Origin of the sequence: Actinomadura macrotermitis (genome assembly GCF_009604375.1) — a bacterium.
GTDB classification, from domain to species: Bacteria; Actinomycetota; Actinomycetes; order Streptosporangiales; family Streptosporangiaceae; genus Spirillospora; species Spirillospora macrotermitis.
The window spans coordinates 2,179,667-2,205,731 of record NZ_WEGH01000001.1; the positions used below are offsets into that span (position 1 = coordinate 2,179,667).

Sequence of the window (26,065 nt, forward strand, 5' to 3'; positions counted from 1 at the left end):
CGGGCCGGCGACCGCTACGCCAGCGACCAGGCGATGCCGTCGAGGATGTCGTGCTCGCTGACCACGACCGCGCCGAACCCGTACTCGCGCATGATCCGGTCCAGGATCAGCGCGCCCGCGCCGATCACGTCGACCCGGCCCGGGTGCATGACGCCGAGCCGCGCGCGCTCGGCGCGGGTGGCGTGCAGCAGGCCGCGGGTGACCTCGTGCACCTGGCCCGCGGTGACGCGGGACAGGTGGATGCGGGCGGGGTCGTAGGCGGGCAGCCCCTGGGCGATGCCGGAGATGGTGGTGACCGAGCCGGCCAGGCCGACCAGGGTGCGCGCCTCGTCCACCGGGACGGCCTGGCGGACCCGCTCCAGCGCGGCGTCGATGTCGGCGGCGGCGCTGGAGATCTGGTCGGGCGAGGGCGGGTCGGCGTCCTTCAGGTGCCGCTCGGTCATCCGCACGCAGCCGATGTCGACCGACAGCGCGGCCTCCACCCGGGTGCCGCCGAGCACGAACTCGGTGGACCCGCCGCCGATGTCGACGACCAGGTAGGGGCGCGGCGGCCGCAGCGAGGCCAGCTCGCGGGTGGCGCCGGTGAAGGACAGGTTCGCCTCCTCCTCGCCGGTGATGACCTCGGGCACGACACCGAAGATCTCCACCACGCCGCTGACGAAGTCGTCCCGGTTCTGCGCGTCGCGGGTCGCGCTGGTGGCGACCACGCGCACCTTCTCGGCGCCGTGCCGCTCGATCAGCGCGGCGTACCCGCGCATCGCGGCGAAGGTGCGCTCCAGCGCCTCGGGGGCCAGCCGGCCGGTCCGGTCCACGTCCTGCCCGAGCCGGACGATCTCCATCAGCCGTTCGACGTCGGTGAGCGTCCCGCCGTCGTCGCCGGAGGCGACGTCGGCGATCAGCAGGCGCACCGAGTTGGTACCGCAGTCGACGGCGGCGACACGGGTCACGAGGGCTCCTCGGTCCGGGGGGTGCTTGCGGGGGCGCTGTCGCCGGGGCCGCTGTCGTCGGGGACGCAGACGCACGGGCCCGAGCGCCACCACTCGGGCAGCGCCTCCAGGGCCTCGCGGCCGATCGGGTTGGTTCCGGGGACGGCCAGCTCGTGCCCGATCAGGGCGTGCAGGCACTTGACGCGCTCGGGCATGCCGCCGGCGCTCTGCATGCCGGCCGGCAGCGGCTCGATGCCGTCCTCGGCGGCGGCCTCGTCGCGGCGGCGCAGGTAGTCCTCGTGCGCGGCGGTGTACTCGGCCTTCAGCGCGGGCTCGGTGGCCAGCCGCGCCTGCATCTCGCGCATGACGCCGCCGCCCTCCAGCGTGCCGATGGCCGAGGCGGCCTTCGGGCAGGTCAGGTAGAACAGCGTCGGGAAGGGGGTGCCGTCGGGCAGCCGCGGCGCCGTCTCGATGACGGCGGGCAGCCCGCACGGGCAGCGGTAGGCCACCCGGCGGATGCCGCGCGGCTCCCGGCCGAGCTGGGCCGCCACGGCGGCCTCGTCACGTTCGTCGATCATGAGTGTCCCCACCCCGCGCGTCCGGGGTTCAGCGTGTCCGGTCGGCGGTCTCCACCGACCGCCAGAGCGTCTCGTACCAGGGCGGCCTGCTCGCCGGACCGCCCTGCTGGGTCTGCTGCCCGTTGCCGGCGCCACCGTCCAGGACGATGTAGCACTTCTCCTCGGGCCTGCAGTAGTGCAGCCGCTGCCGCGCCTCACGCTCAATGTAGGCCTTGTCGGCCAGCTGCTGCTTGCGCCGGGCCAGTTCGTCGACCTGCCGGCGGGCCACCGCCTCCTTGTGCCGGAGGTCGGCGATCTCCTGGCGCTGCGCGATGTACTCGCGCACGGGGTAGGCCAGGCTGAGCGCGATCGCGCACATCACCACCGCCAGGATGGCGGCGCGGCTGGTCAGCGCGTTGCGGCGGCCGCCGCCCGGGGAGGCGTCGGGGCCTCTCCGGGCGGCGCCGTCACGGTCCTCGGCGGCGGCCAAGGCGCGCTCAGCCGTCCCAGGCGAACCGCGGGAACGCGGCGGCGCCGGCGTAGCGGGCGGCGTCGCCGAGCTGCTCCTCGATGCGCAGCAGCTGGTTGTACTTGGCGACGCGGTCGCTGCGGGCGGGGGCGCCGGTCTTGATCTGGCCGCAGTTGGTGGCGACGGCCAGGTCGGCGATCGTGGTGTCCTCGGTCTCGCCGGAGCGGTGGCTCATCATGGAGGCGTAGCGGGCGCCGTGCGCGAGCGCGACCGCGTCGAGGGTCTCGGTGAGGGTGCCGATCTGGTTCACCTTGACCAGCAGGGCGTTGGCGGCGCCCTCGGCGATGCCGCGGGCGAGCCGCTCGGGGTTGGTGACGAACAGGTCGTCGCCGACGAGCTGGACCCGGTCGCCGGCCTGGGCGGTGAGGTCGATCCAGCCGGCCCAGTCCTCCTCGTCGAGGGGGTCCTCGATGGAGACCAGCGGGTAGGCGTCCAGCAGCTCGCCGTAGTAGGCGGCCATGTCCGCGGCCGAGCGCTTGCCGCCCTCGAAGGTGTAGGAGCCGCCCTCGCAGAACTCGGTGGCGGCGACGTCCAGGGCGAGCGCGATGTCGCGGCCCGGGGTGAAGCCGGCCTTGCCGATGGCCTCCAGGATGAGGTCGAGCGCCTCGCGGTTGCTCGGCAGCTCGGGCGCGAAGCCGCCCTCGTCGCCGAGGCCGGTGTTCAGGCCCTTGGCCTTCAGCACCGACTTCAGCGCGTGGTAGGTCTCGGCGCCCCAGCGGACGGCCTCGGAGAACGTGGGCGCGCCGATCGGCGCGATCATGAACTCCTGGATGTCGACGTTGGTGTCGGCGTGCGCGCCGCCGTTCAGGATGTTCATCATCGGCACCGGGAGCACGTGCGCGTTCGGGCCGCCGACGTAGCGGAACAGCGGCAGGCCCGAGGAGTCGGCGGCGGCGCGGGCGACGGCGAGGCTGACGCCGAGGATGGCGTTGGCGCCGAGCTGCGACTTGTCGGGGGTGCCGTCCAGGTCGATCAGCAGCTGGTCGATCAGGCGCTGCTCGGTGGCGGGGTAGCCGACGAGCTTCTCGTCGACGATGTCGTTGACGGCCTTGACGGCCTTGCGCACGCCCTTGCCGCCGTAGCGCTCGCCGCCGTCGCGCAGCTCGACGGCCTCGAACTGCCCGGTGGACGCGCCGCTCGGGACGGCGGCCTGCGCCTCGGTCCCGTCGGCGAGCAGCACCTCGACCTCGACGGTCGGGTTGCCGCGGGAGTCCAGGATCTCCCGGGCGATGACGGCCTCGATCGACGACACGAGCGGCTCCCTGTTGTAGTGCACGACTGGTTGGTATGCGCCCACCAGCCTATCGGCGGACGTCATCGGGGCCTCAACCGGCTCGCCGCGCCCGGTTCGCGGTGAGTGTTACGAAATCGTGGCGCGCAAGCGACTTGACGCGATGATTACCTACCTTGTCTACTGTTCACGTCAAACAGACTTGATAAGTAGGGATTACCGACAATGCATCGCAGGTTCCGCGCCCGAGTGGCCGCCGCAGCCCTGATCGTCCTCGCCGGTGGGACGCTCGCCGCCTGCGGCGGTGACTCCAAGGACGACAAGTCCGGTGCCGCCGCTCCGCTGCGGCTCGGCTACTTCCCGAACATCACCCACGCCACCGCGCTGGTCGGGCTGCAGAAGGGCATCTTCGCCAAGCACCTCGGCGCGGCCCCGAAGGCGTCCTCGTTCAACGCCGGCCCGGCCGCGGTCGAGGCGGTGTTCTCCGGCGCGGTGGACGCCACCTTCGTCGGCCCGAACCCCTCGATCAACGCCTGGGCCAAGTCGCACGGCAAGGCGGTGCACATCATCTCCGGCGCCGCGTCCGGCGGCGTCGCGCTCATCGTCAAGCCCGGCATCAACGGGGTGCAGGACCTCAAGGGCAAGAAGATCGCCACCCCGCAGCTCGGCAACACCCAGGACGTGGCGGTGCGCTACTGGCTGAAGAAGAACGGCCTCACCGCCAACAAGGACGGCAGCGGCGACGTCAAGATCGTCCCGCAGGAGAACGCGCAGACCCTGCAGACGTTCGCGCAGGGGAACATCGACGGCGCCTGGGTGCCCGAGCCGTTCGCGTCCCGGCTGGTGCTGGAGAGCAAGGGCAAGAAGCTGCTCGACGAGAAGTCGCTGTGGCCCGGCGGCAAGTTCGTCATCACCAACCTCCTCGTCCGGCAGGACTACGAGAAGAAGCACCCCGAGCAGGTGAAGAAGCTGCTCCAGGCCGTGGTGGAGACCACCGACTTCATCAACAACAACCAGGACGAGGCCAAGAAGGCCGTCAACGAGCAGCTGAGCGCGCTGAGCGGCAAGCCGCTGAAGCCGCAGATCCTGGACTCGGCCTTCAAGGAGATCCAGTTCACCACCGACCCGGTCGCGTCCTCGCTGTTCGAGGGCGCCAAGCACGCCGAGGACGTCGGCCTGCTGGAGAAGACCGACCTGAACGGCATCTACAACCTCGGCCCCCTGAACGACGTGCTCAAGGCGGCCGGAAAGGCAGCGGTGAGCGACAAGTGACACAGGCCACCACGGCCGCCCCTAGCCGGACCGCCTCCGCGGTCCGGCTTTCGGGCGTCTCCAAAGCATTCGGCTCCGGCGCCACCGCGCTGCTGGCGCTGGACAACGTCTCCCTCGACGTCTCCCCTGGCGAGTTCGTCTGCCTGCTCGGTGCGTCCGGCTGCGGCAAGAGCACCCTGCTGAACCTCGTCGCCGACCTGGACTCCCCCAGCGCCGGGACGATCGACACCGGCGACGCCAAGGTCGCGCTGATGTTCCAGGAACCGGCACTGTTCCCCTGGCTGAACGTCACCGCCAACATCGAGCTGGCGCTGAAGATGCGCGGCGTCCCCCGCAAGGACCGCCGAGAGCGCGCGGCCGAGCTGCTGCGGTCGGTGCACCTGGGCGACTTCGCCAAGAAGCGGCCGCACCAGCTGTCCGGCGGCATGCGCCAGCGCGTCGCCCTCGCGCGCGCGCTCGCACTGACCGTGGACGACTCCGACGGCCAGAAGGGCACCGTCCTGCTGATGGACGAGCCGTTCGGCGCACTGGACGCCATGACCCGCGACCTGCTGCACGACGAGATCGAGCGGATCTGGCGGGAGCGCGGGCTGACCGTCGTGTTCGTCACCCACAACGTCCGTGAGGCCGTCCGCCTCGGCGACCGGGTGGTGCTGCTGTCCAGCCGCCCCGGCCGGGTCGTGCAGGAGTTCCCCGTGCCGATGGAGCGTCCGCGGCGCATCGACTCGCCGGAGGTGTCGTCGCTCGCGGCGACCATCACCGACCGGCTGCGTGAGGAGGTCGGCCGCCATGGCGCATGACGTGGGCGTGAACGTGGACCTGGACGACGTGGACGCCGCCCCGCCCGAGGCGGGCGGCGGCTCCCGGCTCAGCCGGGAGATCAGCGGCCTGGACGCGCTGGAGCTCGCCGCCGGCGCCCGCCGCAACCCGCTGCTGCGGGCCTGGTCGGCGACCTGGCCGATGCTGACCGCGGTGCTGATCGCGCTCGCCGGCTGGCAGGCCGTGGTGTGGAGCGGCTGGAAGGACCCCTGGGTGCTGCCCGGCCCGGCCGACACCCTGCCGGTCTTCTGGGACCAGGTGACCAGCGGCCGGTTCTGGTCGGCGGTCGCCCGCACCATGCAGCGCGCGCTCGTCGGCTTCGCGGTGTCGGTCGTGGTGGGCGTGCTGGTCGGCGCGCTGGTGTCGCGCTCGCGGGTGCTGCGGCGCGCGTTCGGCTCGCTGATCACCGGCCTGCAGACGATGCCGTCGATCGCCTGGTTCCCCCTGGCGATCCTGCTGTTCCAGCTGAGCGAGAGCGCGATCCTGTTCGTGGTGGTGCTCGGCGCCGCGCCCTCGATCGCCAACGGGCTGATCGCGGGCGTGGACTACACCCCGACGATCCTGCTGCGCGCCGGCAAGGTGATGGGGCTGCGCGGGGTGAACCTGTACCGGCACCTGATCCTGCCCGCGTCGCTGCCGTCGTTCGTGGCGGGGCTGAAGCAGGGCTGGGCGTTCGCCTGGCGCAGCCTGATGGCCGGCGAGCTGCTGGTCATCATCGGCAGCACCACCTCGCTCGGCGTGCTGCTGTCGCAGGCCCGGGAGCTGAACAACACCGCCGACATGATCTCCTACATGATCGTCATCCTGATCATCGGGATCGTGTTCGACCAGCTGTTCGGCGTGGTGGACCGCGCGCTGCGGCGGCGCTGGGGGCTGCGCGCGGACTGACGCCCGCCCGGGCTTTCAGCACGGGCTTTCACCACGGGCTTTCAGCACGGGTCCTTTAACTTCGTGCGGGCTGAAACCCGCCGGGGCCGGGCAGGAACCGAGGACCAAGGACGTCCTCGACCCCGCAAAGGCGACATCGGTGCCCCGATTCCCCGGCCGGCAGTGGTGGCGGCGGCGGTCGCCGCCACCACCGGGGATCCGTGTCCGGCTGACCCTGTTCGTGGTGCTGTGCACCGCGATCCTGGCGGGCGCGCTGTGCACGGTGATGGTGCTGCTGTTCCACCAGCGGGCGCTGGACGCCGCCGAGCAGGCGCTGGACCAGCAGGGCCGCCGGGTGCTCGCCCAGGCCGCGACGGGCACGCTGCCCGGCGGCCTGATCTACACCGGCGGCCGCGAGCTGGTCCAGGTGATCGGCCCCGACGGCGGCGTCTACGCCGCGAGCGCGCCGATGCTCGGCTACCCGCCGGTCCCCTCCGGGCCGGACGCCGCCGTCATCGAGCGCGACATCCGCCGCGACGGCCGCAGCTGCCGGGTCCGGGCGCCCGGCGACGGCTGCCACCTGGTCACCGAGTACCGGACCCAGACCGTCGGCGGCCCGGTCACGGTGTACGCGCTCGCCCGCGTCCCGGACCTGCTGCCCGACCCCGCGCTGGCCGCGCTGCTGCTCCTCGGCGTCCCGCTGCTGGCCGGGCTGGCCGGCGCCGGCACCTGCCTGACGGCCGGGCGCGCGCTGCGCCCGGTCGAGCGGATCCGCGCCGAGCTCGACGAGATCACCGCCACCGACCTGGAGCGGCGCGTCCCGGTGCCGCCGCAGCACGACGAGATCCGCCGGCTGGCCGACAGCGTCAACGCCACCCTGGACCGGCTGGAGGCGGCGGTGGCCAAGCAGCGCGGGTTCGTCTCCGACGTCTCGCACGAGCTGCGCACCCCGCTGACCGGCCTGCGGATGGAGCTGGAGCTGGCGCTCGCCGACCCCGAGGCCGACGACCTGCGCGAGACGCTGGCCGCGACGCTGCGCAACGCCGACCGGCTGCAGGCCGTCCTGGAGGACCTGTTCGCGCTGGTGCGGCTGGACACCCACCAGATGGGCTCCGAGCCCGTCGACCTGCACGAGCTGACCGACACCGAGGTGCTGCGGCGCCCCCGGCGCAGCCGGGTCCGGGTCGAGGCCGACGGCCCGGTGGTCGTGCACGGCGGCCGCGCCGAGCTGGCCCGGCTGCTCACCAACCTGATCGACAACGCCGACCGGCACGCCGAGAGCACGGTCTCGATCCGGCTGTCCACCGAGCCCGGCGAGGTCGTCGTGGAGGTCGTCGACGACGGGCCGGGCATCGCCCCCGAGGACCGGGGGCGGGTCTTCGAGCGCTTCACCCGCCTGGCCGAGGGCCGCCACCACGACGCCGGCAGCACCGGACTCGGCCTGGCCATCTCCCGCGACATCGCCGCCGCGCACGGCGGCTCGCTCATCCTCACCGACCGCCTGGACGGCGAGCGCGGCGCCCGGTTCGTCCTGCGCCTGCCGGAGTGACCTCAGCGGCCGTCCTCGTCGCCGGCGGGCCGGTCGAAGTCGACGTCGACGCGCTCGAAGCCCTTGTGCCGCTCGCTCTGCGCGTAGGCGGTGTAGGCGCGCCGGTCGCCGCGGGTGAGCTCCACGTCGTCGGTGAAGGGGGTGAGCAGGCTGCGCGGCCAGAGGCGGCGGTCGCGCACCACGTTGACCTCGGCGCACAGCACGACCGTCAGGGCGCCCAGGTAGATCCAGGTGAGCAGGCCGAGCACGATGCCGAAGAAGCCGTAGGTGGCGGTGGCGCTCTTCAGCATGTGCCCGAGCAGTGTCGTCCCGCCCCACTGCAGCACCTGCAGGACGAGCGCGGCGGCGATCGCGCCGGCCCGCACCTGCTTCAGCGAGAGCGGGTACGCCGTCAGCACCCGGAACGCGACGGCGAGCAGCAGCGCGTTCACCGCCACCGCCGCCGCCGTCGTGAGGAGCCAGAAGCCGTGCAGGTAGATCCCGGCGGCGGTGTTGGCGAGCAGGGCGGCCAGCCCGGCGGTGAGCAGCAGCAGGCTGCGCGCCCGCGACCGGAACGGGTTCGGCCGCACGTCGCGCGGCACGCCCCACATGCGGTTCAGCGCGTACTGCGCGGCCTGGACGACCCCGAGACCGCCGTGCAGGCTGAGCAGGACGCCGGCGACCAGCGCGAACAGGTTGCCGTGGAAGGAGTGCACGTTGCCGCCGAGCTGGTCGCCGACGATGGGGAACCGGGCGAGGGCCGAGTCGAGCACGCGGCGCTGCAACTGCGGGTCGCCCTCCAGCGCGTAACCGAGGCCGGTGACCAGCAGGAGCAGCATCGGGAACAGCGACAGGAACCCGTAGAAGGTGATCAGTGCCGTCAGGTAGGCGCCCTGGTCGTCGAAGAACTTGTAGCCGACGGCGAGCGGGAAGCCGAGCCAGGGGTGCCGCCGCTGGAAGGCGTCGACCCGATCGACGGCAGGTTTCACGCCCGCTCTCTACCCGGCCCGCCCCGTCTCATGCCCCGCGGACGATGGGGTCCAGGACCCGCTCGACGAGCGCGGTGTCGCAGTGCTCGACCACTTCGGTGACCTGGCCGCCGGCGACGCGGAAGATGTAGCAGTACGTCTGGTCGTAGCGGTCGCCGCTCCTGGTGACGGCGTGGCCGCGGGCTTGGACGACGACGCGGTCGCCGTCGGCCAGGATCAGGTCGGCCTCGCTGCGGTAGCCGCCCTCGAACTGCTCCATCAGCGGGCGGAGCAGCCCCTTCAGCGCGACGCTCTTGGGCCCCCACTCGCCCGACCAGGACCAGTTCCCCGGGAACACCCAGCGGAAGTCGTCGGACATCACGTCGCTGAGGGCGCGCGTGTTCCCCTTGGCCATCTCCGCGAAGACGCCCCGGATGAGTTCCTTGTTCTCGTTGCTCATGCGTCCAGGCTGACAGCCGGACAGCCATGCCACAAACGACTGTCTCGCATATCTGGTATCACTGTTGCGCATGTCTGAGTTCACGGTCGCGGGCCTGCGCGTGGTCCGCGAGGCGGCCCGCCTCGGCTCGTTCTCCCTGGCGGCCGAGCGGCTCGGCTACACGCAGTCGGCCGTCTCCCGGCAGATCGCGCTGATGGAGCGGGCCGCCGGGCGGGCGCTGTTCGAGCGCCAGGCGCGCGGGGTGTGCCCGACCGACGCCGGGCGCGTGGTCGTCCGGCACGCCGAGGCGGTGCTCGGCGAGCTGCGGAGCGCCCGGCAGAACCTGGAGGACCTGGCGGCCCGGCCGCCCGGCCGGCTGCGCGCGGGCGCGTTCTCCACCGCGATGGCGGCGCTGGTCCCCCGCGCGATCGCCGCGCTGGCCGCCCGGGAACCGCAGGTCCGGGTGCCGCTGCGCGAGGGGACGAGCCCGGGGTTGCTGAACGCCGTCGCCAAGGGACGCCTGGACGTGGCGGTGGTGGCCCCGCCGGACCGCCTGCCGGACGGCGTGGCGGCGATCCACCTGCTCGACGACCCGCTGCTCGTCGCGGTCGCGCCCGGCCACCCCCTGGCCGCCGCGGCGGCCGTCGCCCCCGGGGAGCTGGCGGGCGAGCGCTGGATCGCGGGCAGCGCCGACCCCGGGTCCACCCTGCTGGGCGCCTGGACGGGCTCGTCCTGGCGGCCGGAGGTCGCGTTCGTCGCCCGGGACTGGACGGCCAAGCTGGGGCTGGTCGCCGCCGGGCTCGGCGTCACGGTCGTCCCGGGCCTCGCGGTGCCGATGCTGCCCCCGGCGGTCGCGGCGGTGCGCATCGACCATCCCGCGGCGGTGCGGCCGACCGTCGCCGTGCACCGGCCGGACGCGCCGTGCCGCCCGGCGTTCGCCGAGGCGCTCCGCGACGCCGCGGCCGACCTGTCGGCCGAGCTCCGCCGCCGCCTGCGCGACTAGACGTCGAGATCCGCTCCCCGGCTCCGACCACCTGGTGACACAGGCCCGACGCGAGGAGATCTCATGGACTTCGGCCGGCACTGCACCGAGATCGTCGCCCAGACCGAGCGGCTCGTCCGCGACGTCGCGGGCGCGGACCTGCGCGCGCCCGTGCCGTCCTGCCCCGGCTGGACGCTCGGCGCCCTGCTGCGGCACATCGGCGGCGGGCACCGGTGGGCCGAGGAGGTCGTCCGCACCCGGGCGACCGCGTTCCTGCCGGACGACCGGGTCCGCAAGGTCGACGGCGACGACTCGGGCGAGGCGCCCGCCGCCTGGCTCGTCCAGGGCGCGGCGGGGCTCGCGGACGCCCTGCGCGCCGCCGGGCCGGACGCCGCGCTCTGGACGCCGTTCGACTACGGGACGACCGCGTTCTGGGCGCGCCGGTTCGCCAACGAGACGCTCGTCCACCGCGCCGACGCGACGCTGGCGGCCGGCACGGGGTTCACCGTGGCCGCGGACGTCGCCGCCGACGCGATCGACGAGTGGATGGAGCTCGACGCGCTCCCGCAGCACTTCGACATCACGCCGCGCAAGCGCGGGCTCCTCGGGCCGGGCCGCACCCTCGCGTTCGAGGCGGCGGACGCGGACGCCGCCTGGTCCGTCGACCTCACCGGGGACGTCATCGCCTGGCGGCGCGGCGGGGCGCGCGCGGCCGTGACGGTGCGCGCGCCTCTGACGGACCTGCTGCTGGTCGTCTACCGCCGCCGCCCGCCGTCCGCCGCCGAGGTCACCGGCGACGCGGCCCTGCTGGACCTCTGGCTGGACCACGTCGCCTTCGGCTGAGCGGCCTCAGGCCAGGTTCGCGGCCGTGACCGAGACCTCGCTGCCGGTGGAGGTCTCCGCGCCCATCGCGGCGGCCAGCCGGCGGTAGCGCCGGGCCTCGTCGGCGCGGTTCCGCCGCTCCAGGGTGCGGGCGAGCGCCTCGTAGGCCCAGCCGTTGCCCGGGTCGAGCTCGACCAGGTCGCGCAGGACCCGCTCGGCGCGGCCGAGCTGGGCGCTGTGGAAGTAGGCGCGGCCGAGCAGCTCGACGGCCGCGCGGTTGCCCGGCTCGTCCGCCACGACCGGCGCCAGCAGCCGGGCGGCCCCGATGTAGTCGCGGGCGTCGAAGAACTGCGTGGCGCGCTGGAACTCCTCGTAGGTGGTCATGGCCCCTTCCTTGTCAGTGGCTTCACGCAACCGAACAGGAAGGGACCGGTTTTCATTCCTGCTCGTCCTGCCTGCGCTGCGCCGGGTCGGGGTGGCGGCCGTCGGTGCTCAGCCGGTAGTCGCTCCCGAACTGCGCGGTGTGCTGCTCCAGGACCTCGTCGCTCGGGACGTGGCCGGCGCCGTTGATCTGCTCCTGCATCCGCTCGAAGCGCTCGTGGGCCTCGCGGACGTAGCCGGTGCCGAGCGTGGTGAGGTCGATCTGGGTGGCCAGCAGGCCGCGGATGAACTGCTTGTTCGGCTCGAAGGTGACCGGCTCGGGCAGCGCGGGCGCCAGGATGCTCTCGGGGTCGCGGCCGTCGTGCTCGCGCATCAGGTCGCAGGCGATGCGCAGGTGCTCCAGCTCCATGTTCAGGTGGAGCTCCCAGATCGCCTTGATCCGCGGGTCGGACTCGGTCTCCATGAACGAGTGGTACAGGTAGCACTCGTTGTACTCGTGGTTGACCAGCCGCTCCCACCACGTCTCGCCCGGGTCGACCAGCGACTCGTAGTGGGTGACGTGCTCCTCCTCGATCAGCCCGATCTCCTGGTAGAGGCGGCGGGCGATCGGCTCCATGTAGAGCGGGCCGACGTTCATGTAGAAGTTCATCGTCTGCTGCTCGGCCGACATGATCGTCAGGGCGTGCAGCTTGGAGACCGGCGCGGCCTTGGTCCTGTCGTAGGGCTCGCGCAGGTTGTCCACCGGGGCGCGGTGGTGCAGCGGGGTGGGCCGGCCCGGGATGATCTCGGTGAGCCCGTCGACGATCTTCTCGGCCTTGCGGTGCTCGATCATCTCGTACAGGTTGGCGTACCGGTACAGGTGGTCGAAGTCCTCCAGCACGCCGAACTCGTAGGCCTGCTTGAGGTAGGGGTCGGGCTCCATCCGCGCGACCCAGCCGGTGAGGTCCACCGCGACCTGCTCGTAGGCGATCGTGGTCTCCAGCACCGAGGACTGGCCCGGCAGCAGCCAGTTCACCGCCTTCTGCTGCTGTTGCTCGATGTAGCGGACCTCGGCCAGCCGCCGTTTGACCTCCATGTCCGGACAGATCCGGTTGAAGTGGTGGCTGAACATGATCGCTTCCACCTCGATGCCGTTCATCGTGATGATGCGGCAGCGGGTGTAGGGGTCGGCGCGGTCGGGATCGATCGGGTCGACGTTCAGCTCCTGCCAGTTGCGGACCTGCTTGTCCAGCGGGATGCCCTTGTGGTCGAGCGGGTTGAACGCCATGCCCTGGCCTCCGAAAGTCGGGAACGTCGGCAGGCCCTTACCCGCACACGGCTTTTCAGTCATGACCCCTCCGGCCAATTCCTCGGAAACCCCATGCGGGGCATGCGGGCAGGCTGAGCGGGTAGGCGGCGGGCAGGGTCCGCATCGGTGCGGGCGCCGTCACACCATGAGGAGCGGCATGTCCCAGACCGGCACCAGGACCGACACCGACGTGATCGATCTGCTGATCGCCCAGCACTCCCGGATCCGGGACCTGTTCTCGGCCGTGCTGGACGGGCCGGCCGAGGGGCGCAAGCAGTCCTTCGAGGCGCTGGTGCGCCTGCTGGCGGTGCACGAGACGGCCGAGGAGGAGATCATCCACCCGATGGCGCGGCGCCGCCTGCCCGGCGGGGACGGCATCGTCGACGACCGGCTCGCCGAGGAGCGCGCCGCCAAGGAGCTGCTGGCGGAGCTGGACGGCATGGACCCCGGCGACCCCGGCTTCCTGCCCAAGGTCGACGCGCTGCGGCTGGCGGTGCTCACCCACGCCCGCGCCGAGGAGCGCTACGAGTTCGCCCGGCTGGACGCCGAGTTCGGCCCGGCGCAGCGCCGCGCCCTGGCGGCGGCGGTGAAGGCGGCCGAGGCCACCGCCCCGACGCATCCGCACCCGGGCACCGAGAGCGCCACCAAGAACATGCTCGTCGGGCCGATGGCCGCCATGGTCGACCGGGTGCGCGACATCCTGCGCGACAAGGGCGACGGCGGGTGACCCGCGCGGCCCGCGGGGCCGTGTAAGGGATCTTCAGGCGGGCAGGGTCCGGCCATGGACGAACTGCTGGGTGAGGCGTGGCTGCAGCAGACGGTCGACCTGCTGGTGCGGTTCGTGGAGCTCGCCGGGGCGATCGTCATCTTCACGGGGGCGGTCGTCGCCTTCGTCCGGTTCCTGGTCGCCGCGGTGCGCACCCGGCGGGCCGAGAGCTTCGTCCCGGTCCGGCTGAACCTCGGCCGGTTCCTCGCGCTCGGGCTGGAGTTCCAGCTGGCGTCCGACATCCTGCGGACCGCGATCGCCCCGACGCTGCGCGAGATCGGCGAGCTGGCCGCGATCGCGGCCATCCGGACCGCGCTGAACTACTTCCTCGGCCGGGAGATCAAGGAGGAGCGGGCGGAGCTGGCCCGGTCCGGAGACCCGCTGCGATGACCCTGCTCGTGCAGTACGCGGTGCTGTGCTGCGTGGCGGCGGGGCTGGTCACCGGGGCGGTCGCACTGGTGATCGCCCGGGACGGGCGGGCGGCGCTGCGGATCGCGCTGGACTTCTGGCTCGCCGCCGGGCTGCTGCGGCTCGGCGCGGCGGCCGGCGGGGAGCCGCTGCTCGCCACGGCGGCGATCATGGCCGTCCGGCAGCTGGTCGCGTGGTCGCTGCGCCGCCCGGCGCGGTGAGCCGGGCGGCGCGGTGAGCCGGGCGGCGCGGCGCCGGGTCAGCCGCCCTGGTTCAGCAGGCGTTCGCGTTCCTGCTCCAGGACGTCGATCTGCGCCTGGAGCTCCCCGCGGGCGTTGAGGTCCTGGCCCGCGTCGCCGTAGTCCTGCGGCTCGTCGGGCGGCGGGGTCAGCTCGTTGCGCAGCCGCGCCAGGTCCTCGTCGATCTCGGCCAGCCGTGCCTTGTTGTCATCGTTCATGGTTCGACACTGCCCCTCACCCGGCGGCGTATGCGCCGGCGGTCAGATACGGATCACGGTCTTGCCGCGGGCCCCGCCCGCGCGGTTGCGGGCGAGGGCGGCGGGCGCCTCCTCCAGCGGCACCTGCGCCTCCACGCGCACCCGCAGCCGGTCCTCCTCGATCAGGGCGGTCACCTCCTCCAGCAGCGCGGCGCCCGGCTCGCTCACCAGGTTGACGCCGCGGATCTGGTGCGCCTCCAGCACGTGCAGGCTGGCCGCGCGCCGGCTGCTCAGGTACGTCCCGCCGGGACCGAGCAGGCGCGCGGTGCGCTGCGCGGCGTCGGCGTCGCCGGCGAAGTCCAGCACGATGTCGACGCCGCCGTGCACCCGCTCCACCAGGTCGCCGGCGGTGTACTCGACGGTCTCGGCGGCGCCGAGCCGGCGCAGCTCCCCGGCCATGTCCGGCCCGGCCGTGGCGATCACCTTGGCGCCGCGCGCGGCGGCGAGCTGGGTCGCGGCCTGGCCGACACCGCCGGTCGCGCCGACGATGAGCACGGTGCGCCCGGCGTCGACCCCGGCCGCGCGGACCGCGTTCAGCGCGGCCATCGCCACCGTCGGCACCGCGGCGGCCTGGCTGTAGATCAGTGCGGCGGGCAGCGGGGCGACCGGGCCGTCCGCGGCGACGACGGCGTACTCGGCGTAGCTGCCGATGCCGCGGGAGACGGCGGAGAAGCACCCGTACACCGGCTCGCCGACGCGCAGCCGGGTCGCGCCCGGCCCGGCCTGCTCGACGACCCCGGCGCCGTCGGCGCCGAGGACGAGCGGGAACGAGGCCGGCGCGGTGTCGCGCAGCGCCCCTTCGGCGATCTGCCAGTCGGCCGGGTTCAGCCCGGCCGCGAACAGCCGGACCAGCAGCTCCCCCGGCCCCGGGACGGGCCGCGGCACGGTCATGGGCCGCGGCACGGCCCCGTAGGCGGACACGGCGACGGCGCGCATGTGGACCCCCGGTTCCCCCGTGCCAAGGCTGGTGACGTGGCTGCTCGGGCAGGGATCTACCCGGCCCGTCCCTGCTCACACGGCATGATCGCCTCTCCGCCGGGAACAGGGCGGATGAGAGGTTAGGGAGGTATGACCATGAGTGAGCCCCGTTCCGACGAGGAGCGCCGTGACGCCGAGGGCCGTTACGAGGAGGAGCTCGGCGACGACGAGCAGGTCTGGGAGATCGAGGAGGCCGAGAAGTACGTGGAGGACCCGCCGGACAACCTGATCATCAGGGAGCCCAAGGACGGTCCGATCGGCATCGCCGAGTACATGCGGGCCGAGACCCGCACCGGCGACCCCGCCCCGGACGACCGGCCGGCCGAGGAGGACGCGGTGACCGTGCGCGAACGCGGTGAGCGCCGGCTCGACTGACCCGTGGCGGGGCCCGTGATGGGGACCCGCGTCAGGCGGGGCGGCCGGAGTCGTCGGGGCGCAACCGGCGGTCCTGGCCGCCGCGCCCCGGCCCGCCCTTGCGCTTCTTCTTCTCGTCCTTCTTGTCGTCCTTGTTCTTCTTGTCCTTGTCCTTGTCGTCCTTCTTCTTGTCCTTCTTGGGCTCTTCCTCGCCGGTGCCCAGGCTGAAGTACTGGGCCGACGGGTCGTGGAACGACGTCGCGTCGCGCCCGTCCAGCGCCCCCTCCATCGACTCCTGCCAGATCGGCGCCGGGATCGTCGCGCCGAACACCGACCCGTAGCACTCGCCGTCCATGCAGAGGCTGGTCATCGGGTAGCGGTAGCCGCCGCGCGGGTCGCCCACCCACACCGCCGAGGCGAGGTCGGGGGTGTACCCGGCGAACCAGGCGGCGGAGAAGTTGTCGACGGTGCCGGTCTTGCCGGCGGCGTCGCGGCCGATGCCCATGCCCCGCGCGGTGCCCTTGGTGAGCACGCCGCTCAGCACGTGGTTGACGGCGTCGGCGACGTCCTTGTCGATGACCTGCTTGCAGCCGGCGCCGGGGATCTTGCGCGGCTTGCCGGCCGCGTCGGTGATCCGGGTGATGGCGATGGGCCGGCAGTAGCGGCCGCGGGCGCCGAACGTGGCGTAGGCGGCGGCGAGCCGCAGCGGCGAGACGGTGTTGAAGCCGAGCGTGAACGCCGGGTACTGCTGCATCGGCTTGCCGTTCGCCTGCCGCATGCCGAGCCGCTCGGCCATCCGCACCGTCTCGCAGAGCCCGACCTGGCGCTCCAGCTTGAGGAAGTAGGTGTTGACCGAGTGGTAGGTGCCGGTGGCGAGGCTGAACTCCTTGCCGCCCTCGCCGTCGGCGGAGTTGGTCAGCGAGGCGCCCGGGTCGCTGACGTTGCGGCCCTTGCAGTCGCGGAACCCGACCGGGGTGAAGGCCCGCGGCGCCATGATCTTGGCGCCGAACGGGATGCCCTGCTCCAGCGCGGCGGCGAGCGTGAACGCCTTGAACGTCGACCCGGCCTGCATGCCGATGCTGGAGCCGTGGCTGGCGTCGGCGGCGAAGTTGATCCAGGTCTTGCCGCGCTCCTTGTCGGGCCCGAGCCTGCGGTCGACCGCCATGCCCTTGATCCGCCCGGTGCCCGGCTCGACGAGCGCCTCGGCGGCGGCCTTGTGCGCGGAGTTCAGCCGCGGCACGTGCCGGTCGACGGCGCGCTGCGCGGCCCGCTGCGTCTGCCAGTCCAAGGTGGTGCGGATGGTGAGGCCGCCCTGCTTCAGCAGCTTCTCGCGCGCCTTCGGGGTGGGGCCGAACACCGGGTTGGTGAGGATCTCGCGCTGCACGTAGTCGCAGAAGAACGGGGCCTTGCTGGACACGCAGCCGTTCTGGGTGCGCCGGACGCGCAGCCGGATCGGCTGCCGCGCGGTCGCGTCGGCCTCGGCCCGGGTGATCTGGCCGAGGTCGGCCATCCGGCCGAGGACGGTGTCGCGGCGCTGCTTGGCCGCCTCGGGGTGCTGGATCGGGTCGTAGGCGAAGGGGTAGCGCACGATGCCGGCCAGCAGCGCGGCCTCCGGCAGCGTCAGCCTGGACGCGGGTTTGGCGAAGTAGCGCTGGGACGCGGCCTCGATGCCGTAGGCGCCCGCGCCGTAGTAGGCGATGTTGAGGTAGCGGCGCAGGATCTCGTCCTTGGAGAAGCGCTTCTCCATCGCGACGGCGTACTTCAGCTCGCGCAGCTTGCGGGCCGGGGTGAGGGCCTTGGCCTCCTGCTTGCCCGCGGGGGTGTCGGCCTGGGTGACCAGCAGGTTCTTGACGTACTGCTGGGTGATGCCCGAGCCGCCCTGCTGCACCTCGCCGGAGCCGACGTTGCTGACCAGCGCCCGGACGGTCGCCTTGGAGTCCAGCGCGCCGTGCTCGTAGAAGCGGTTGTCCTCGATGGCGAGGACGGCGCGGCGGACGACCGGGGCGATCTGGTCGAGCCGGACGTCGACCCGGTTCTCGTAGTAGAAGGTGGCCAGCAGCGAGCCGTCGGCGGCCAGGATCCGCGAGCGCTGCGGGACGCCGGTGAGGTCCATGTCGGCGGGCTCGTTCTCGAACCAGGTGGCCGCGTCGCGCGCGCCGACCCCGGCGCCGCCCACCAGCGGGACGACCATCAGCGCGATGAGCAGGCCCGACAGCGCGCCGAGGCCCGCCAGGTCGCGGACCCGGCGGGCGGCCGAGCCGCCCCTCCGTCCGGACGTGGCGAAACCACCACCGTCTCCCCCAGACCCTCCCAGCACGGGGCAAGCGTAAAGGGCGGGCCGGTCCCCGGCCAACCCGCCCTCGGTCTCGGTTGCGCTACCCCTCGTCCGCGTGTTCCCAGGCAGTGACACGATCACGGAATACCCGCGCCACGGCCCGCAACTCCGCCTCGGCGTCGTGTCCTGCCCGCTGCGCCTCCCTGACCAGGGCGAACAGCCGCGAACCGTACTCGGGTCCGGTGACCTGGTACAGCTCCTCGGGGGCGTCCAGCCGGCCGGCGCGGCGCTGCAGCTGCGCGGCGAGCGACAGCGCGGGCTGCCCCATCGGGACGCCGTCGAACACCGACGCCTCGTCGCCGCTCTTGGCGGCGCGCTCGGCGGCCTTGATCTGCTCCCAGTTGGCGTTGACCTCGTCGGCGCCGGACACGGTGACGTCGCCGAACACGTGCGGGTGGCGGCGGACCAGCTTGTCGACGATGCCGCCGGCGACGTCGTCGATGGTGAAGGCCGTCTCGTCGGTGCGCTCGGCGGCGACGACCGCGTGGAACGCCACCTGCATCAGCACGTCGCCGAGCTCCTCGCGCAGCGCGGCCAGGTCGCCGCTCTCCACGCTGTCGGCGACCTCGTAGGACTCCTCCAGCAGGTAGGGCACGAGCGTGGCGTGCGTCTGCTTGGCGTCCCAGGGGCACTCGCGGCGCAGCGTGTCCATCACCGACACCAGGTCGAGCAGGCGGGCGCCGGGCAGGTCGTAGGAGCCGTGCAGCACCTCGACGTCCAGCGGGTCGTTCACCACCAGCTGCCCGATGCGGCGCATGAGCTGCTCGTCGCCGTCGGGCGCGGCCACCCACAGCACGTCCGCCTCGCGGGCGAGCGCGACGAGCGCGGCCGGGTCGGGGGCGGCGACGTGCTCGGCGTGCACCCCGGCGTCGCCGAGGGCGGGCAGCAGCGGGTGGCCGGGCCGGGTGAGCACCCGCGCGGTCGAGGAGCGCAGCGCCTCCCAGGCCCGCCAGGTGAGCAGGCCGGGCGCGACGCGGTGGGTGGTGGCGAGCAGGGTCAGGGACATGGTCAGCGAATACCCGATTCCGTGCCGGACAGCTGGTAGGCGACGGGCCCGATCTGGACCTGCGCGGGGTCGAACGTGCCGAACCGCGGATTGATCTTGATCTTCATCCCGGCCGCGGCCTTGCGCATCACCAGCCCGACCACCTGGCGGGCCTGCGCTGCCTGCTGGCTCTCGGCCGGCGCGCCGCCGGCCACGCGCTGCACCAGCAGCTCGCGGATGGCGAAGAAGCGGGCCAGGTCGCGGGTGTAGCGGACGGGCAGGCCGTTGGCCAGGGTGGTGTTGCGGGCGCCGCGCTGGCGGTCCATGGCGGCCACGATCTGGTCCACGTCGCCGTCGCTGACCTCGACCTTGGCCCGCTTGGCGACCTCGTCGCCGATGCGGAAGGTCACCAGCGCCGACAGCGCGCCGCGCAGGTCGCCCTCCACCGCCGGGGGGGCGACCCGCGGGTCGGCGCTGCCGGGGTTCGCGCGCGCGTCGTTGGCGCCGCGGCTGGCGCGGAACTGCGCGCGCCACTCGCGGACCGCGGCGTCCAGGGTGGACACCGTGATGCGCTGGTCGTCGATGACGGCGGCGCTGCCGGCCTGGGCGGGGCCGCCGCCGCAGCCGGTGAGCGCGGCGGCGGCGATCGCCGCGGCGAGCGCGGCCTTCACGGATGTCGCGAGCACGGGTTCCCCAAACTGTCAGTGATCACTTCGCGGTTCGCCAGCCTAGGCGCGGGCCGGTTCCAGGAACAGGGCTTCGACGAGGTCTGTGGCCCACTTGAGCAGCTCTTGGTCCCGCAGCGGACGCCCGCCGATGACCGCCGTCTTCGGCATCGGGACCAGCAGGGTGCTGCTGGCGGGCTTGATGATGCTCTTGGGGTAGAGCCGCTGCAGCCGGACCTGCCGGGAGTCGGGCAGGTCGGCCGGGGCGAACTTGACGAAGTTGCCCTGCAGCGTGACGTCGGTCAGCCCGGCCTTGCGGGCCCGGGCGCGGAACCGGGCCACCTCCAGCAGGTTCAGCACCGGCACGGGCAGCGGCCCGAAGCGGTCCTTCAGCTCCTCGTGCACGGCGGTGATCTCCTCGTCGCCGGTGATCGCGGCGATGCGGCGGTAGGCGTCCAGCCGGAGCCGCTCGCCGGGGATGTACTCGTGCGGCAGGTGCGCGTCGACCGGCAGCTCGACCCGGGTGTCGGGCATCGGCTCGGCCGCCGCGCCGCCGCCCTCCTTCAGCTCCCGCACGGCCTCGCCGACCATCCGCACGTACAGGTCGAAGCCGACCCCGGCCACGTGCCCGGACTGCTCGGCGCCGAGGATGTTGCCGGCGCCGCGGATCTCCAGGTCCTTCATCGCCACGTACATGCCGGCGCCGATCTCGGTGTGCTGCGCCAGCGTCGCCAGCCGCTCGTGCGCGGTCTCGGTCAGCGGCTGCTCGGGCTGGTAGAGGAAGTAGGCGTAGGCGCGCTCGCGGCCGCGGCCGACCCGGCCGCGCAGCTGGTGCAGCTGCGACAGGCCGTACATGTCGGCGCGGTCCACGATCAGGGTGTTGGCGTTCGGCACGTCCAGGCCGGACTCCACGATGGTGGTGGCGACCAGGACGTCGTAGTTCTTCTCCCAGAAGTCCACCATCACCTTCTCCAGCTGCTGCTCGTTCATCTGCCCGTGCGCGGTCGCGATCCGCGCCTCGGGGACGAGCCGGGCCAGGTTCCCCGCGGCCTTGTCGATCGAGCGGACCCGGTTGTGCACGAAGAAGACCTGGCCCTCGCGCAGCAGCTCGCGCCGGATCGCGGCGGCGATCTGCTTCTCCTCGTAGGGCCCGACGAAGGTCAGCACCGGGTGCCGCTCCTCGGGCGGGGTGAGGATCGTCGACATCTCGCGGATGCCGGTGAGGCCCATCTCCAGGGTGCGCGGGATCGGCGTCGCCGACATCGCCAGCACGTCGACCTGGGTGCGCAGCCGCTTCAGCTCCTCCTTGTGCTCGACGCCGAACCGCTGCTCCTCGTCGATGATGACCAGGCCGAGGTCCTTGAACCTCATGTTCGACGACAGGATGCGGTGGGTGCCGACGACGACGTCGACCGAGCCCTCCTGCAGCCCCTGCATCGTCTCCTTGATCTCGGCCTCGGTCTGGAACCGGCTGATCGGCTTGACGGTGACCGGGAACGCGCCGAACCGCTCGGAGAAGGTGGACAGGTGCTGCTGGACCAGCAGCGTCGTCGGGACCAGCACCGCGACCTGGCGGCCGTCCTGCACCGCCTTGAACGCGGCGCGCACCGCGATCTCGGTCTTGCCGTAGCCGACGTCGCCGCAGATCAGCCGGTCCATCGGGACCGGCTTCTCCATGTCGCCCTTGACCTCGTCGATCGCGGCGAGCTGGTCGGGCGTCTCCATGTAGGGGAAGGCGTCCTCCAGCTCGCGCTGCCAGGGGGTGTCGGGGGCGAAGGCGTGCCCGGGGCTGGCCATCCGCGCCGAGTACAGCCGGATCAGCTCGCCGGCGATCTGCTTGACCGCCTTGCGGGCCTTGGACTTGGCCTTCTGCCAGTCCGAGCCGCCGAGCCGGTGCAGGCTGGGCGCCTCGCCGCCGACGTAGCGGGTGAGCTCCTCCAGCTGGTCGGTCGGGACGAACAGCCGGTCGCCCTTGGCGTACTCCAGGATCAGGTACTCGCGGGTGGCGCCCTGCACGTTGCGGCTGACCATCTCCACGTACCGGCCGACGCCGTGCTGCTCGTGCACGACGTAGTCGCCGGCGCGCAGCTGCAGCGGGTCGATGCCGCCGCGCCGCCGCGACGGCATCCGGCGCATGTCCTTGGTGGAGGACTTCTGCCCGGACAGGTCGGTCTCGGTGAGCACGGCGAGCTTGACCGCGTCCCAGACGAAGCCGTTCTCCAGCAGGCCGGTGGACACGTTGACCAGGCCCTCGCGCGGAACGTCGGCCAGGTCGGTGAGCGTGGCGCCGAGGCCCTCCTCGCCGACGAGCTGGACCAGGCGCTCGGCGGGACCGTGCCCGGCGGTGATCATGACGACCCGCCAGCCGGCGTCGATCCAGCCCTTGACGTCGGCGACGACCTTGGCGGTGTCGCCGCGGTAGGCCTCGGCCGGGTGCACGCCGAGGTTCAGCGCCTCGCCCTCCGGATTGAGCGCGGTGATCGACCAGCGGGGCAGCCCGAGCTCGTTGCTGTGCTCGCGCACCTCCTCCAGCGACCGGAACGCGGCGGCGCCGAGGTCGATGGGCGCCTCTCCCCCGGCGGCGGCGTTGACCCAGCTGGCCTCCAGGAACTCCTGGCTGGTGCGCACCAGCTCCGCCGAGCGGGTGCGGATGCGCTCGGGCTCGCAGACCAGCAGCGCCGAGCCGTCCGGCAGCAGGTCGGTGAGCAGCTCCATCCGCTCGGCGAGAACGGGCGAGAACGCCTCCATGCCCTCGACGGTGTCGCCGTCGGCGATCCGGGTGAGGATCTCCTCCAGCGCCGGGTGCTGCGCGGCCAGCAGCCGGGCGCGCTCGCGGACGGCCTCGGTCAGCGGCAGCTCGCGGCACGGCGGCGCCCACAGCCCGTCCGGCGCGACCTCCAGGGAGCGCTGGTCGGCGGCCTTGAAGTAGCGGACCTCCTCCACGGTGTCGCCCCAGAACTCCACCCGCAGCGGGTGCTCCTCGGTGGGCGGGAACACGTCCAGGATGCCGCCGCGCACGGCCAGCTCGCCGCGCTTCTCCACCAGGTCGACGCGGTGGTAGCCGGCGTCGACCAGGCGGCGGACGACGTCGTCGAGGTCGGCGTCCTCGCCGCCGCGCAGCCGCACCGGCTCCAGGTCGGCCAGGCCCGCCACGATCGGCTGCAGCACGGCCCGCACCGGCGTGACGACCACGTCCAGCGCGCCGCCTGCGCCATCGCCCGCGTCGGGGTGCACGAGGCGGCGCAGCACGGCCAGCCGCTGCCCGACGGTGTCCGAGCGCGGCGACAGCTTCTCGTGCGGCAGCGTCTCCCAGGCCGGGAAGTGCGCCACCCGCTCGGGGTCCATGAGGCTGGTCAGCGCGGCCGTCAGGTCCTCGGCCTCGCGGCCGGTGGCGGTGACGGCGAGCACCACGCCGCCGCCGGTGCTGCGCGCGAGGGCGGCGCCGAGCACGGGCCACAGCGAGGGCGGCGCGACGAGCTCGGCGTCGGCGCGCGCCCGCTTCAGCGCGCCGGCCAGCCCGGCATCGGTGCACGCAAGATCAACAAGTCCAGAAAGCGTCATCTTCGCCCGCTACTCCACCCGTGGACGGCCGCACGGCAAGCCCCCGCCCGGACGCGGGGCAGCCCGAAGACCCGGGAATCGCCCAAGGACCCCGGCATCGCGTACCAGCCTACGCGTCCACCGGGGAGGCCCGCGCGCCATCCCGCCCGGAACGAGGATGTACCATGTGAGACAGTAATGTCGCATATGAGGCGAAGGGGCCGCAGATGTCAAAGGGCGAGCAGATCCTCACCGCCGCGATCCGGCACCTGAACACCGACCCCACCGCCTCGATGGGCCGGATCGCCGAGGCCGCCGGCGTCAGCCGCGCCACGCTGCACCGGTACTACGCCACCCGCGAGGAGCTGCTGCGCGCGCTCGGCGAGCAGGCCATGGACCGCTGGGAGCAGTCCCAGCGGTCCGCCGGGATCGAGGCCGCGGCCGCGTCCGGCGACCCGGCCGTGCTGGAGGAGGCGCTGCACGCGCTGATGCGCGCCTTCACCGTCGACGCCGACGAGCACGGGTTCGCCTTGACCGACCATTTCGTCAACCACCTGCCTGAGCTGGTGCGGCGCGGGGAAGAGCTGGAAGAGCGCGAGATCGTGTTCTACGCCGCCTGCCAGCGCGCCGGGGTGCTGCGCGCCGACCTGCCCGCGCGCTGGGTGAGCAACACCGTGTACGGCCTGATGGTCACCGTGCGCGACAGCCTGCGCAACGGCGACGTCGCCCGCCGCGACATCGAGCGACTGATGATCACCACCTTCCTGGCCGGCACCGCAGACCGGCCGGGCGAGACACCGGGAGAACGACGATGACGTCCGCGACACCCGCCCCCGCCGGCGCGACCGCGGCCCGGCCGCCGCACCCGCGCCGCTGGGCGGGCCTGGCGGTGCTGTCGGCGAGCCTGCTGCTCGTCGTCATGGACATGACCGTGCTGAACGTGGCGCTGCCGGAGATCTCGGCCGATCTGCAGCCCGACTCGATCTCGCTGCTGTGGATGGTCGACGTCTACTCGCTGGTGGTGTCGGGCCTGCTGGTCACCGCTGCGGGCCTCGGCGACCGGTGGGGCCGCAAGCGCATGCTCATCACCGGCTTCACCATCTTCGGCCTCGCCTCGCTGGCGGTGCTGGCCGCCGACAGCCCCGGCGCGGTGATCGCGGTGCGGGCGCTGCTCGGCGTCGGCGGCGCGATGATCATGCCGTCCACGCTGTCGATGATCCGGCAGCTGTTCACCGACCCGCGCGAGCGCGCCACCGCGCTCGGCGTCTGGGCGACGATGGCCGCGCTCGGCGGCGCACTCGGCCCGATCCTCGGCGGCGCGCTGCTGGAGGCGTTCAGCTGGCACTCGGCGTTCCTGGTGAACGTCCCGGTGATGGCGGTGGCGATCGCCGCGGGCCTGTGGCTCCTGCCCGAGTCGCGCAACCCCGAGCCGGGCCGCTGGGACCTGCCCGGCACCGCCCTGTCGATCACCGGCATGGTCGCCCTGGTCTACGCGATCAAGCACTTCGGCAAGGACGGCTTCGCCAGCCCGGGCGCGCTCGCCGCGGCGGCCGTCGCGCTGGTCACGCTGACCTGGTTCGTCCGGCGCTGCCTGAACCGGCCCGACCCGATGCTGCAGGTGCGGCTGTTCCGCGGCCGCGCCTTCACCGCCGGCACCCTGGCCGCGCTCGTCACCAGCGTCGCGGTCGCCGCCACGATGCTGCTGCTCGCGCAGTGGATGCAGCTGGTCATGGGCTACTCGCCGCTGGAGGCGGGGCTGCGGCTGCTGCCCGAGGCCGCCGCCGCGGCGATCATGTCGCCGCTGGCGCCCGCGCTGGCCGCCCGGATCGGCGCGCGCACCGTGCTGGCGGGCGGCATCGCGGTGAGCGGGGCCGGCTTCCTGACGCTCTTCCTCGGACCGCAGCCGCTCGGCTACGGCACCGTCGTGGTCGCGCTGGTGCTGACCGGCGCCGGCATGGGCTCGCTGGCCATCGCCTCCGCGGTGATCATGGCGGGGGCGCCGGCCCGGGAGTCGGGCAGCGCGGCGGCGATCGAGGAGACCAGCTACGAGCTCGGCGGGGCGCTCGGCGTCGCGGTGCTCGGCAGCATCGCCGCGGCCGTCTACCGGCGCGAGCTGCCGCTGCCCGAGCTGGCCGGCGCGGGCGTCACCGGGGACGCGGCGCACACCGCGCAGGAGTCGCTCGGCGGCGCGATGGAGGAGATCCAGCGGCTCGGCGCCGCCGGCGCCCGGCTCGCCGCGCAGGCGCAGCAGGCCTTCACCCACTCGCTGGAGTGGGCGAGCCTGGCCGGCGGCGTGCTGATGATCGTGACGGCCGCCGTCATCTGGCGGCTCACCCCGGCCGACCTGGACCTGGCCGACACCGAGCATTGACCCCGGGGCACTGACCGCCGCCCGGGCGGGCGCCCCCGGCAGGGGCGCCCGCCCGGCTCGGTGCGCTCAGCCGTTGGACGGGCCGAGCAGGTTCAGGTGGTCCGCGACGAACGGCGTGCCGTTGTGGTCGGGGGTCACCTTGAAGTTCTTCCAGGTGTTGTCGGCGGTCGAGACCAGGTCGCGGTCCCACTCCACCAGCCGGCCGTTGACGTTCTTGAACCACACGACCGTGAAGGTGGAGCCGCCGGCGATCTGCCCGTGGTCCTTGAGCGTGCCGCTGACCTCGCTGTAGGACCACCAGCCGATCACGTTGGAGTCCGGTCCGGACAGTTCCATGTTGACCGGCGGAAGGTCGGCGGACGCGGCGGGCGCGACCGACAGCGCCAGGCCGGCCGCGGTGGCGGGAACGGCGAGGGCGGCGATCAGTCTCCTGAGCTTCATCACTGTCTCCTTCGGCTGGGGGCGTCTCCCCCGGCGCCTCGCTCAGGTTCCGCCGGATCGCTGCTCGGTCTCCAGACCGGGCACTGCTCGGTTCTTGCTCAGTCACCGCCCATCCGG

General features: G+C 73.1%; 27 protein-coding genes. 12 read left to right on the forward strand and 15 right to left on the reverse strand.

What is annotated here, in order from left to right; all coding sequences use genetic code 11:
- Nucleotides 1-14: 14 nt before the first annotated feature.
- From ACRB68_RS10005 to eno, 4 genes are read right to left on the reverse strand one after another with little or no spacing between them, the layout of a single operon-like run.
- Nucleotides 15-947 carry a Ppx/GppA phosphatase family protein gene (locus tag ACRB68_RS10005; protein WP_328593986.1) on the reverse strand — a complete coding sequence of 311 codons (933 nt, stop codon included), beginning with the start codon at nucleotides 945-947 and terminating at the stop codon, nucleotides 15-17.
- On the reverse strand, nucleotides 944-1,504 hold the full coding sequence (locus tag ACRB68_RS10010) for a DUF501 domain-containing protein (protein ID WP_153531812.1): 561 nt from the start codon (nucleotides 1,502-1,504) through the stop codon (nucleotides 944-946). The genes ACRB68_RS10005 and ACRB68_RS10010 overlap by 4 nt, the downstream gene beginning before the upstream one ends.
- 28 nt (nucleotides 1,505-1,532) lie before the next feature.
- Nucleotides 1,533-1,973: an FtsB family cell division protein gene (locus ACRB68_RS10015; RefSeq protein ID WP_235958809.1), complete on the reverse strand. Its 441-nt coding sequence runs from the start codon at nucleotides 1,971-1,973 to the stop codon at nucleotides 1,533-1,535.
- Between the two features lie 7 nt (nucleotides 1,974-1,980).
- Nucleotides 1,981-3,264 carry a phosphopyruvate hydratase gene (gene eno / locus ACRB68_RS10020; RefSeq protein WP_328594084.1) on the reverse strand — a complete coding sequence of 428 codons (1,284 nt, stop codon included), beginning with the start codon at nucleotides 3,262-3,264 and terminating at the stop codon, nucleotides 1,981-1,983.
- A gap of 204 nt (nucleotides 3,265-3,468) precedes the next feature.
- Between eno and ACRB68_RS10025 the strand changes: the two genes are divergently transcribed.
- From ACRB68_RS10025 to ACRB68_RS41980, 4 genes are all read left to right on the forward strand, one after another.
- The gene (locus ACRB68_RS10025; RefSeq protein WP_153531814.1) at nucleotides 3,469-4,515 is read left to right on the forward strand and encodes an ABC transporter substrate-binding protein; all 1,047 of its coding nucleotides are present in this window, start codon (nucleotides 3,469-3,471) and stop codon (nucleotides 4,513-4,515) included.
- Nucleotides 4,512-5,315, forward strand: coding sequence for an ABC transporter ATP-binding protein (locus ACRB68_RS10030; protein WP_328593987.1), 804 nt, complete (start codon nucleotides 4,512-4,514; stop codon nucleotides 5,313-5,315). The genes ACRB68_RS10025 and ACRB68_RS10030 overlap by 4 nt, the downstream gene beginning before the upstream one ends.
- Entirely contained in the window at nucleotides 5,305-6,222 is a 918-nt protein-coding gene (locus ACRB68_RS10035; RefSeq protein WP_153531815.1) for an ABC transporter permease, read from the forward strand. The genes ACRB68_RS10030 and ACRB68_RS10035 overlap by 11 nt, the downstream gene beginning before the upstream one ends.
- A 139-nt stretch (nucleotides 6,223-6,361) precedes the next feature.
- The gene (locus ACRB68_RS41980) at nucleotides 6,362-7,750 is read left to right on the forward strand and encodes a sensor histidine kinase (RefSeq protein ID WP_328593988.1); all 1,389 of its coding nucleotides are present in this window, start codon (nucleotides 6,362-6,364) and stop codon (nucleotides 7,748-7,750) included.
- 2 nt (nucleotides 7,751-7,752) lie between these two features.
- Here the strand turns inward: ACRB68_RS41980 and ACRB68_RS10045 are convergent, their stop codons facing one another.
- Together ACRB68_RS10045 and ACRB68_RS10050 are read right to left on the reverse strand one after the other, a co-directional pair.
- Entirely contained in the window at nucleotides 7,753-8,718 is a 966-nt protein-coding gene (locus ACRB68_RS10045; RefSeq protein ID WP_153531816.1) for a YihY/virulence factor BrkB family protein, read from the reverse strand.
- A 28-nt stretch (nucleotides 8,719-8,746) separates the two neighbouring features.
- On the reverse strand, nucleotides 8,747-9,157 hold the full coding sequence (locus ACRB68_RS10050) for a nuclear transport factor 2 family protein (protein ID WP_194293234.1): 411 nt from the start codon (nucleotides 9,155-9,157) through the stop codon (nucleotides 8,747-8,749).
- Between the two features lie 70 nt (nucleotides 9,158-9,227).
- Here ACRB68_RS10050 and ACRB68_RS10055 point away from each other — a divergent pair, with 70 nt between their 5' ends.
- Together ACRB68_RS10055 and ACRB68_RS10060 are read left to right on the forward strand one after the other, a co-directional pair.
- The gene (locus ACRB68_RS10055; RefSeq protein WP_153531818.1) at nucleotides 9,228-10,139 is read left to right on the forward strand and encodes a LysR family transcriptional regulator; all 912 of its coding nucleotides are present in this window, start codon (nucleotides 9,228-9,230) and stop codon (nucleotides 10,137-10,139) included.
- Nucleotides 10,140-10,202: 63 nt separating this feature from the next.
- A complete protein-coding gene (locus ACRB68_RS10060) occupies nucleotides 10,203-10,961 on the forward strand; it encodes a maleylpyruvate isomerase family mycothiol-dependent enzyme (protein WP_153531819.1) in 759 nt (252 codons plus the stop codon).
- 6 nt (nucleotides 10,962-10,967) lie between these two features.
- Here the strand turns inward: ACRB68_RS10060 and ACRB68_RS10065 are convergent, their stop codons facing one another.
- Together ACRB68_RS10065 and ACRB68_RS10070 are read right to left on the reverse strand one after the other, a co-directional pair.
- Entirely contained in the window at nucleotides 10,968-11,324 is a 357-nt protein-coding gene (locus ACRB68_RS10065; protein ID WP_153531820.1) for a tetratricopeptide repeat protein, read from the reverse strand.
- Between the two features lie 52 nt (nucleotides 11,325-11,376).
- The gene (locus tag ACRB68_RS10070; protein WP_153531821.1) at nucleotides 11,377-12,588 is read right to left on the reverse strand and encodes a hypothetical protein; all 1,212 of its coding nucleotides are present in this window, start codon (nucleotides 12,586-12,588) and stop codon (nucleotides 11,377-11,379) included.
- A gap of 178 nt (nucleotides 12,589-12,766) precedes the next feature.
- Between ACRB68_RS10070 and ACRB68_RS10075 the strand changes: the two genes are divergently transcribed.
- The 3 genes from ACRB68_RS10075 to ACRB68_RS10085 are packed head-to-tail and all read left to right on the forward strand — an operon-like array spanning nucleotide 12,767 to nucleotide 14,004.
- Nucleotides 12,767-13,336, forward strand: coding sequence for a hemerythrin domain-containing protein (locus ACRB68_RS10075; RefSeq protein WP_153531822.1), 570 nt, complete (start codon nucleotides 12,767-12,769; stop codon nucleotides 13,334-13,336).
- 54 nt (nucleotides 13,337-13,390) lie between these two features.
- Nucleotides 13,391-13,765 carry a DUF1622 domain-containing protein gene (locus ACRB68_RS10080; protein WP_153531823.1) on the forward strand — a complete coding sequence of 125 codons (375 nt, stop codon included), beginning with the start codon at nucleotides 13,391-13,393 and terminating at the stop codon, nucleotides 13,763-13,765.
- The gene (locus tag ACRB68_RS10085) at nucleotides 13,762-14,004 is read left to right on the forward strand and encodes a hypothetical protein (protein ID WP_153531824.1); all 243 of its coding nucleotides are present in this window, start codon (nucleotides 13,762-13,764) and stop codon (nucleotides 14,002-14,004) included. The genes ACRB68_RS10080 and ACRB68_RS10085 overlap by 4 nt, the downstream gene beginning before the upstream one ends.
- Before the next feature lie 38 nt (nucleotides 14,005-14,042).
- Here ACRB68_RS10085 and ACRB68_RS10090 read toward each other — a convergent pair whose 3' ends face one another.
- On the reverse strand, nucleotides 14,043-14,240 hold the full coding sequence (locus ACRB68_RS10090) for a hypothetical protein (RefSeq protein WP_153531825.1): 198 nt from the start codon (nucleotides 14,238-14,240) through the stop codon (nucleotides 14,043-14,045).
- A 42-nt stretch (nucleotides 14,241-14,282) separates the two neighbouring features.
- Nucleotides 14,283-15,215 carry an NADP-dependent oxidoreductase gene (locus ACRB68_RS10095; protein ID WP_153531826.1) on the reverse strand — a complete coding sequence of 311 codons (933 nt, stop codon included), beginning with the start codon at nucleotides 15,213-15,215 and terminating at the stop codon, nucleotides 14,283-14,285.
- 138 nt (nucleotides 15,216-15,353) lie between these two features.
- On the opposite strand from ACRB68_RS10095, the gene ACRB68_RS10100 reads away from it, so the two are divergent.
- Entirely contained in the window at nucleotides 15,354-15,632 is a 279-nt protein-coding gene (locus ACRB68_RS10100) for a hypothetical protein (RefSeq protein WP_153531827.1), read from the forward strand.
- Between the two features lie 31 nt (nucleotides 15,633-15,663).
- Here the strand turns inward: ACRB68_RS10100 and ACRB68_RS10105 are convergent, their stop codons facing one another.
- From ACRB68_RS10105 to mfd, 4 genes are read right to left on the reverse strand one after another with little or no spacing between them, the layout of a single operon-like run.
- Nucleotides 15,664-17,928 (reverse strand): transglycosylase domain-containing protein, encoded by a 2,265-nt coding sequence (locus ACRB68_RS10105; protein WP_328593989.1) that lies wholly within the window; start codon nucleotides 17,926-17,928, stop codon nucleotides 15,664-15,666.
- Nucleotides 17,929-17,986: 58 nt separating this feature from the next.
- Nucleotides 17,987-18,952, reverse strand: a complete 966-nt coding sequence (locus ACRB68_RS10110; RefSeq protein ID WP_153531828.1) for a MazG family protein — start codon at nucleotides 18,950-18,952, stop codon at nucleotides 17,987-17,989.
- Between the two features lie 2 nt (nucleotides 18,953-18,954).
- Nucleotides 18,955-19,617, reverse strand: coding sequence for a SurA N-terminal domain-containing protein (locus ACRB68_RS10115; RefSeq protein WP_153531829.1), 663 nt, complete (start codon nucleotides 19,615-19,617; stop codon nucleotides 18,955-18,957).
- A 42-nt stretch (nucleotides 19,618-19,659) separates the two neighbouring features.
- Complete coding sequence (gene mfd, locus ACRB68_RS10120; protein ID WP_153531830.1) at nucleotides 19,660-23,157, reverse strand: transcription-repair coupling factor; 3,498 nt, start codon at nucleotides 23,155-23,157, stop codon at nucleotides 19,660-19,662.
- A gap of 206 nt (nucleotides 23,158-23,363) precedes the next feature.
- On the opposite strand from mfd, the gene ACRB68_RS10125 reads away from it, so the two are divergent.
- Both ACRB68_RS10125 and ACRB68_RS10130 read left to right on the forward strand, forming a co-directional pair.
- Nucleotides 23,364-23,951 carry a TetR/AcrR family transcriptional regulator gene (locus tag ACRB68_RS10125; RefSeq protein ID WP_153531831.1) on the forward strand — a complete coding sequence of 196 codons (588 nt, stop codon included), beginning with the start codon at nucleotides 23,364-23,366 and terminating at the stop codon, nucleotides 23,949-23,951.
- Nucleotides 23,948-25,507: an MFS transporter gene (locus ACRB68_RS10130; protein ID WP_153531832.1), complete on the forward strand. Its 1,560-nt coding sequence runs from the start codon at nucleotides 23,948-23,950 to the stop codon at nucleotides 25,505-25,507. The genes ACRB68_RS10125 and ACRB68_RS10130 overlap by 4 nt, the downstream gene beginning before the upstream one ends.
- 66 nt (nucleotides 25,508-25,573) lie before the next feature.
- On the opposite strand, the gene ACRB68_RS10135 is transcribed toward ACRB68_RS10130, so the two are convergent.
- On the reverse strand, nucleotides 25,574-25,948 hold the full coding sequence (locus ACRB68_RS10135; protein WP_153531833.1) for a hypothetical protein: 375 nt from the start codon (nucleotides 25,946-25,948) through the stop codon (nucleotides 25,574-25,576).
- Nucleotides 25,949-26,065: the final 117 nt, after the last annotated feature.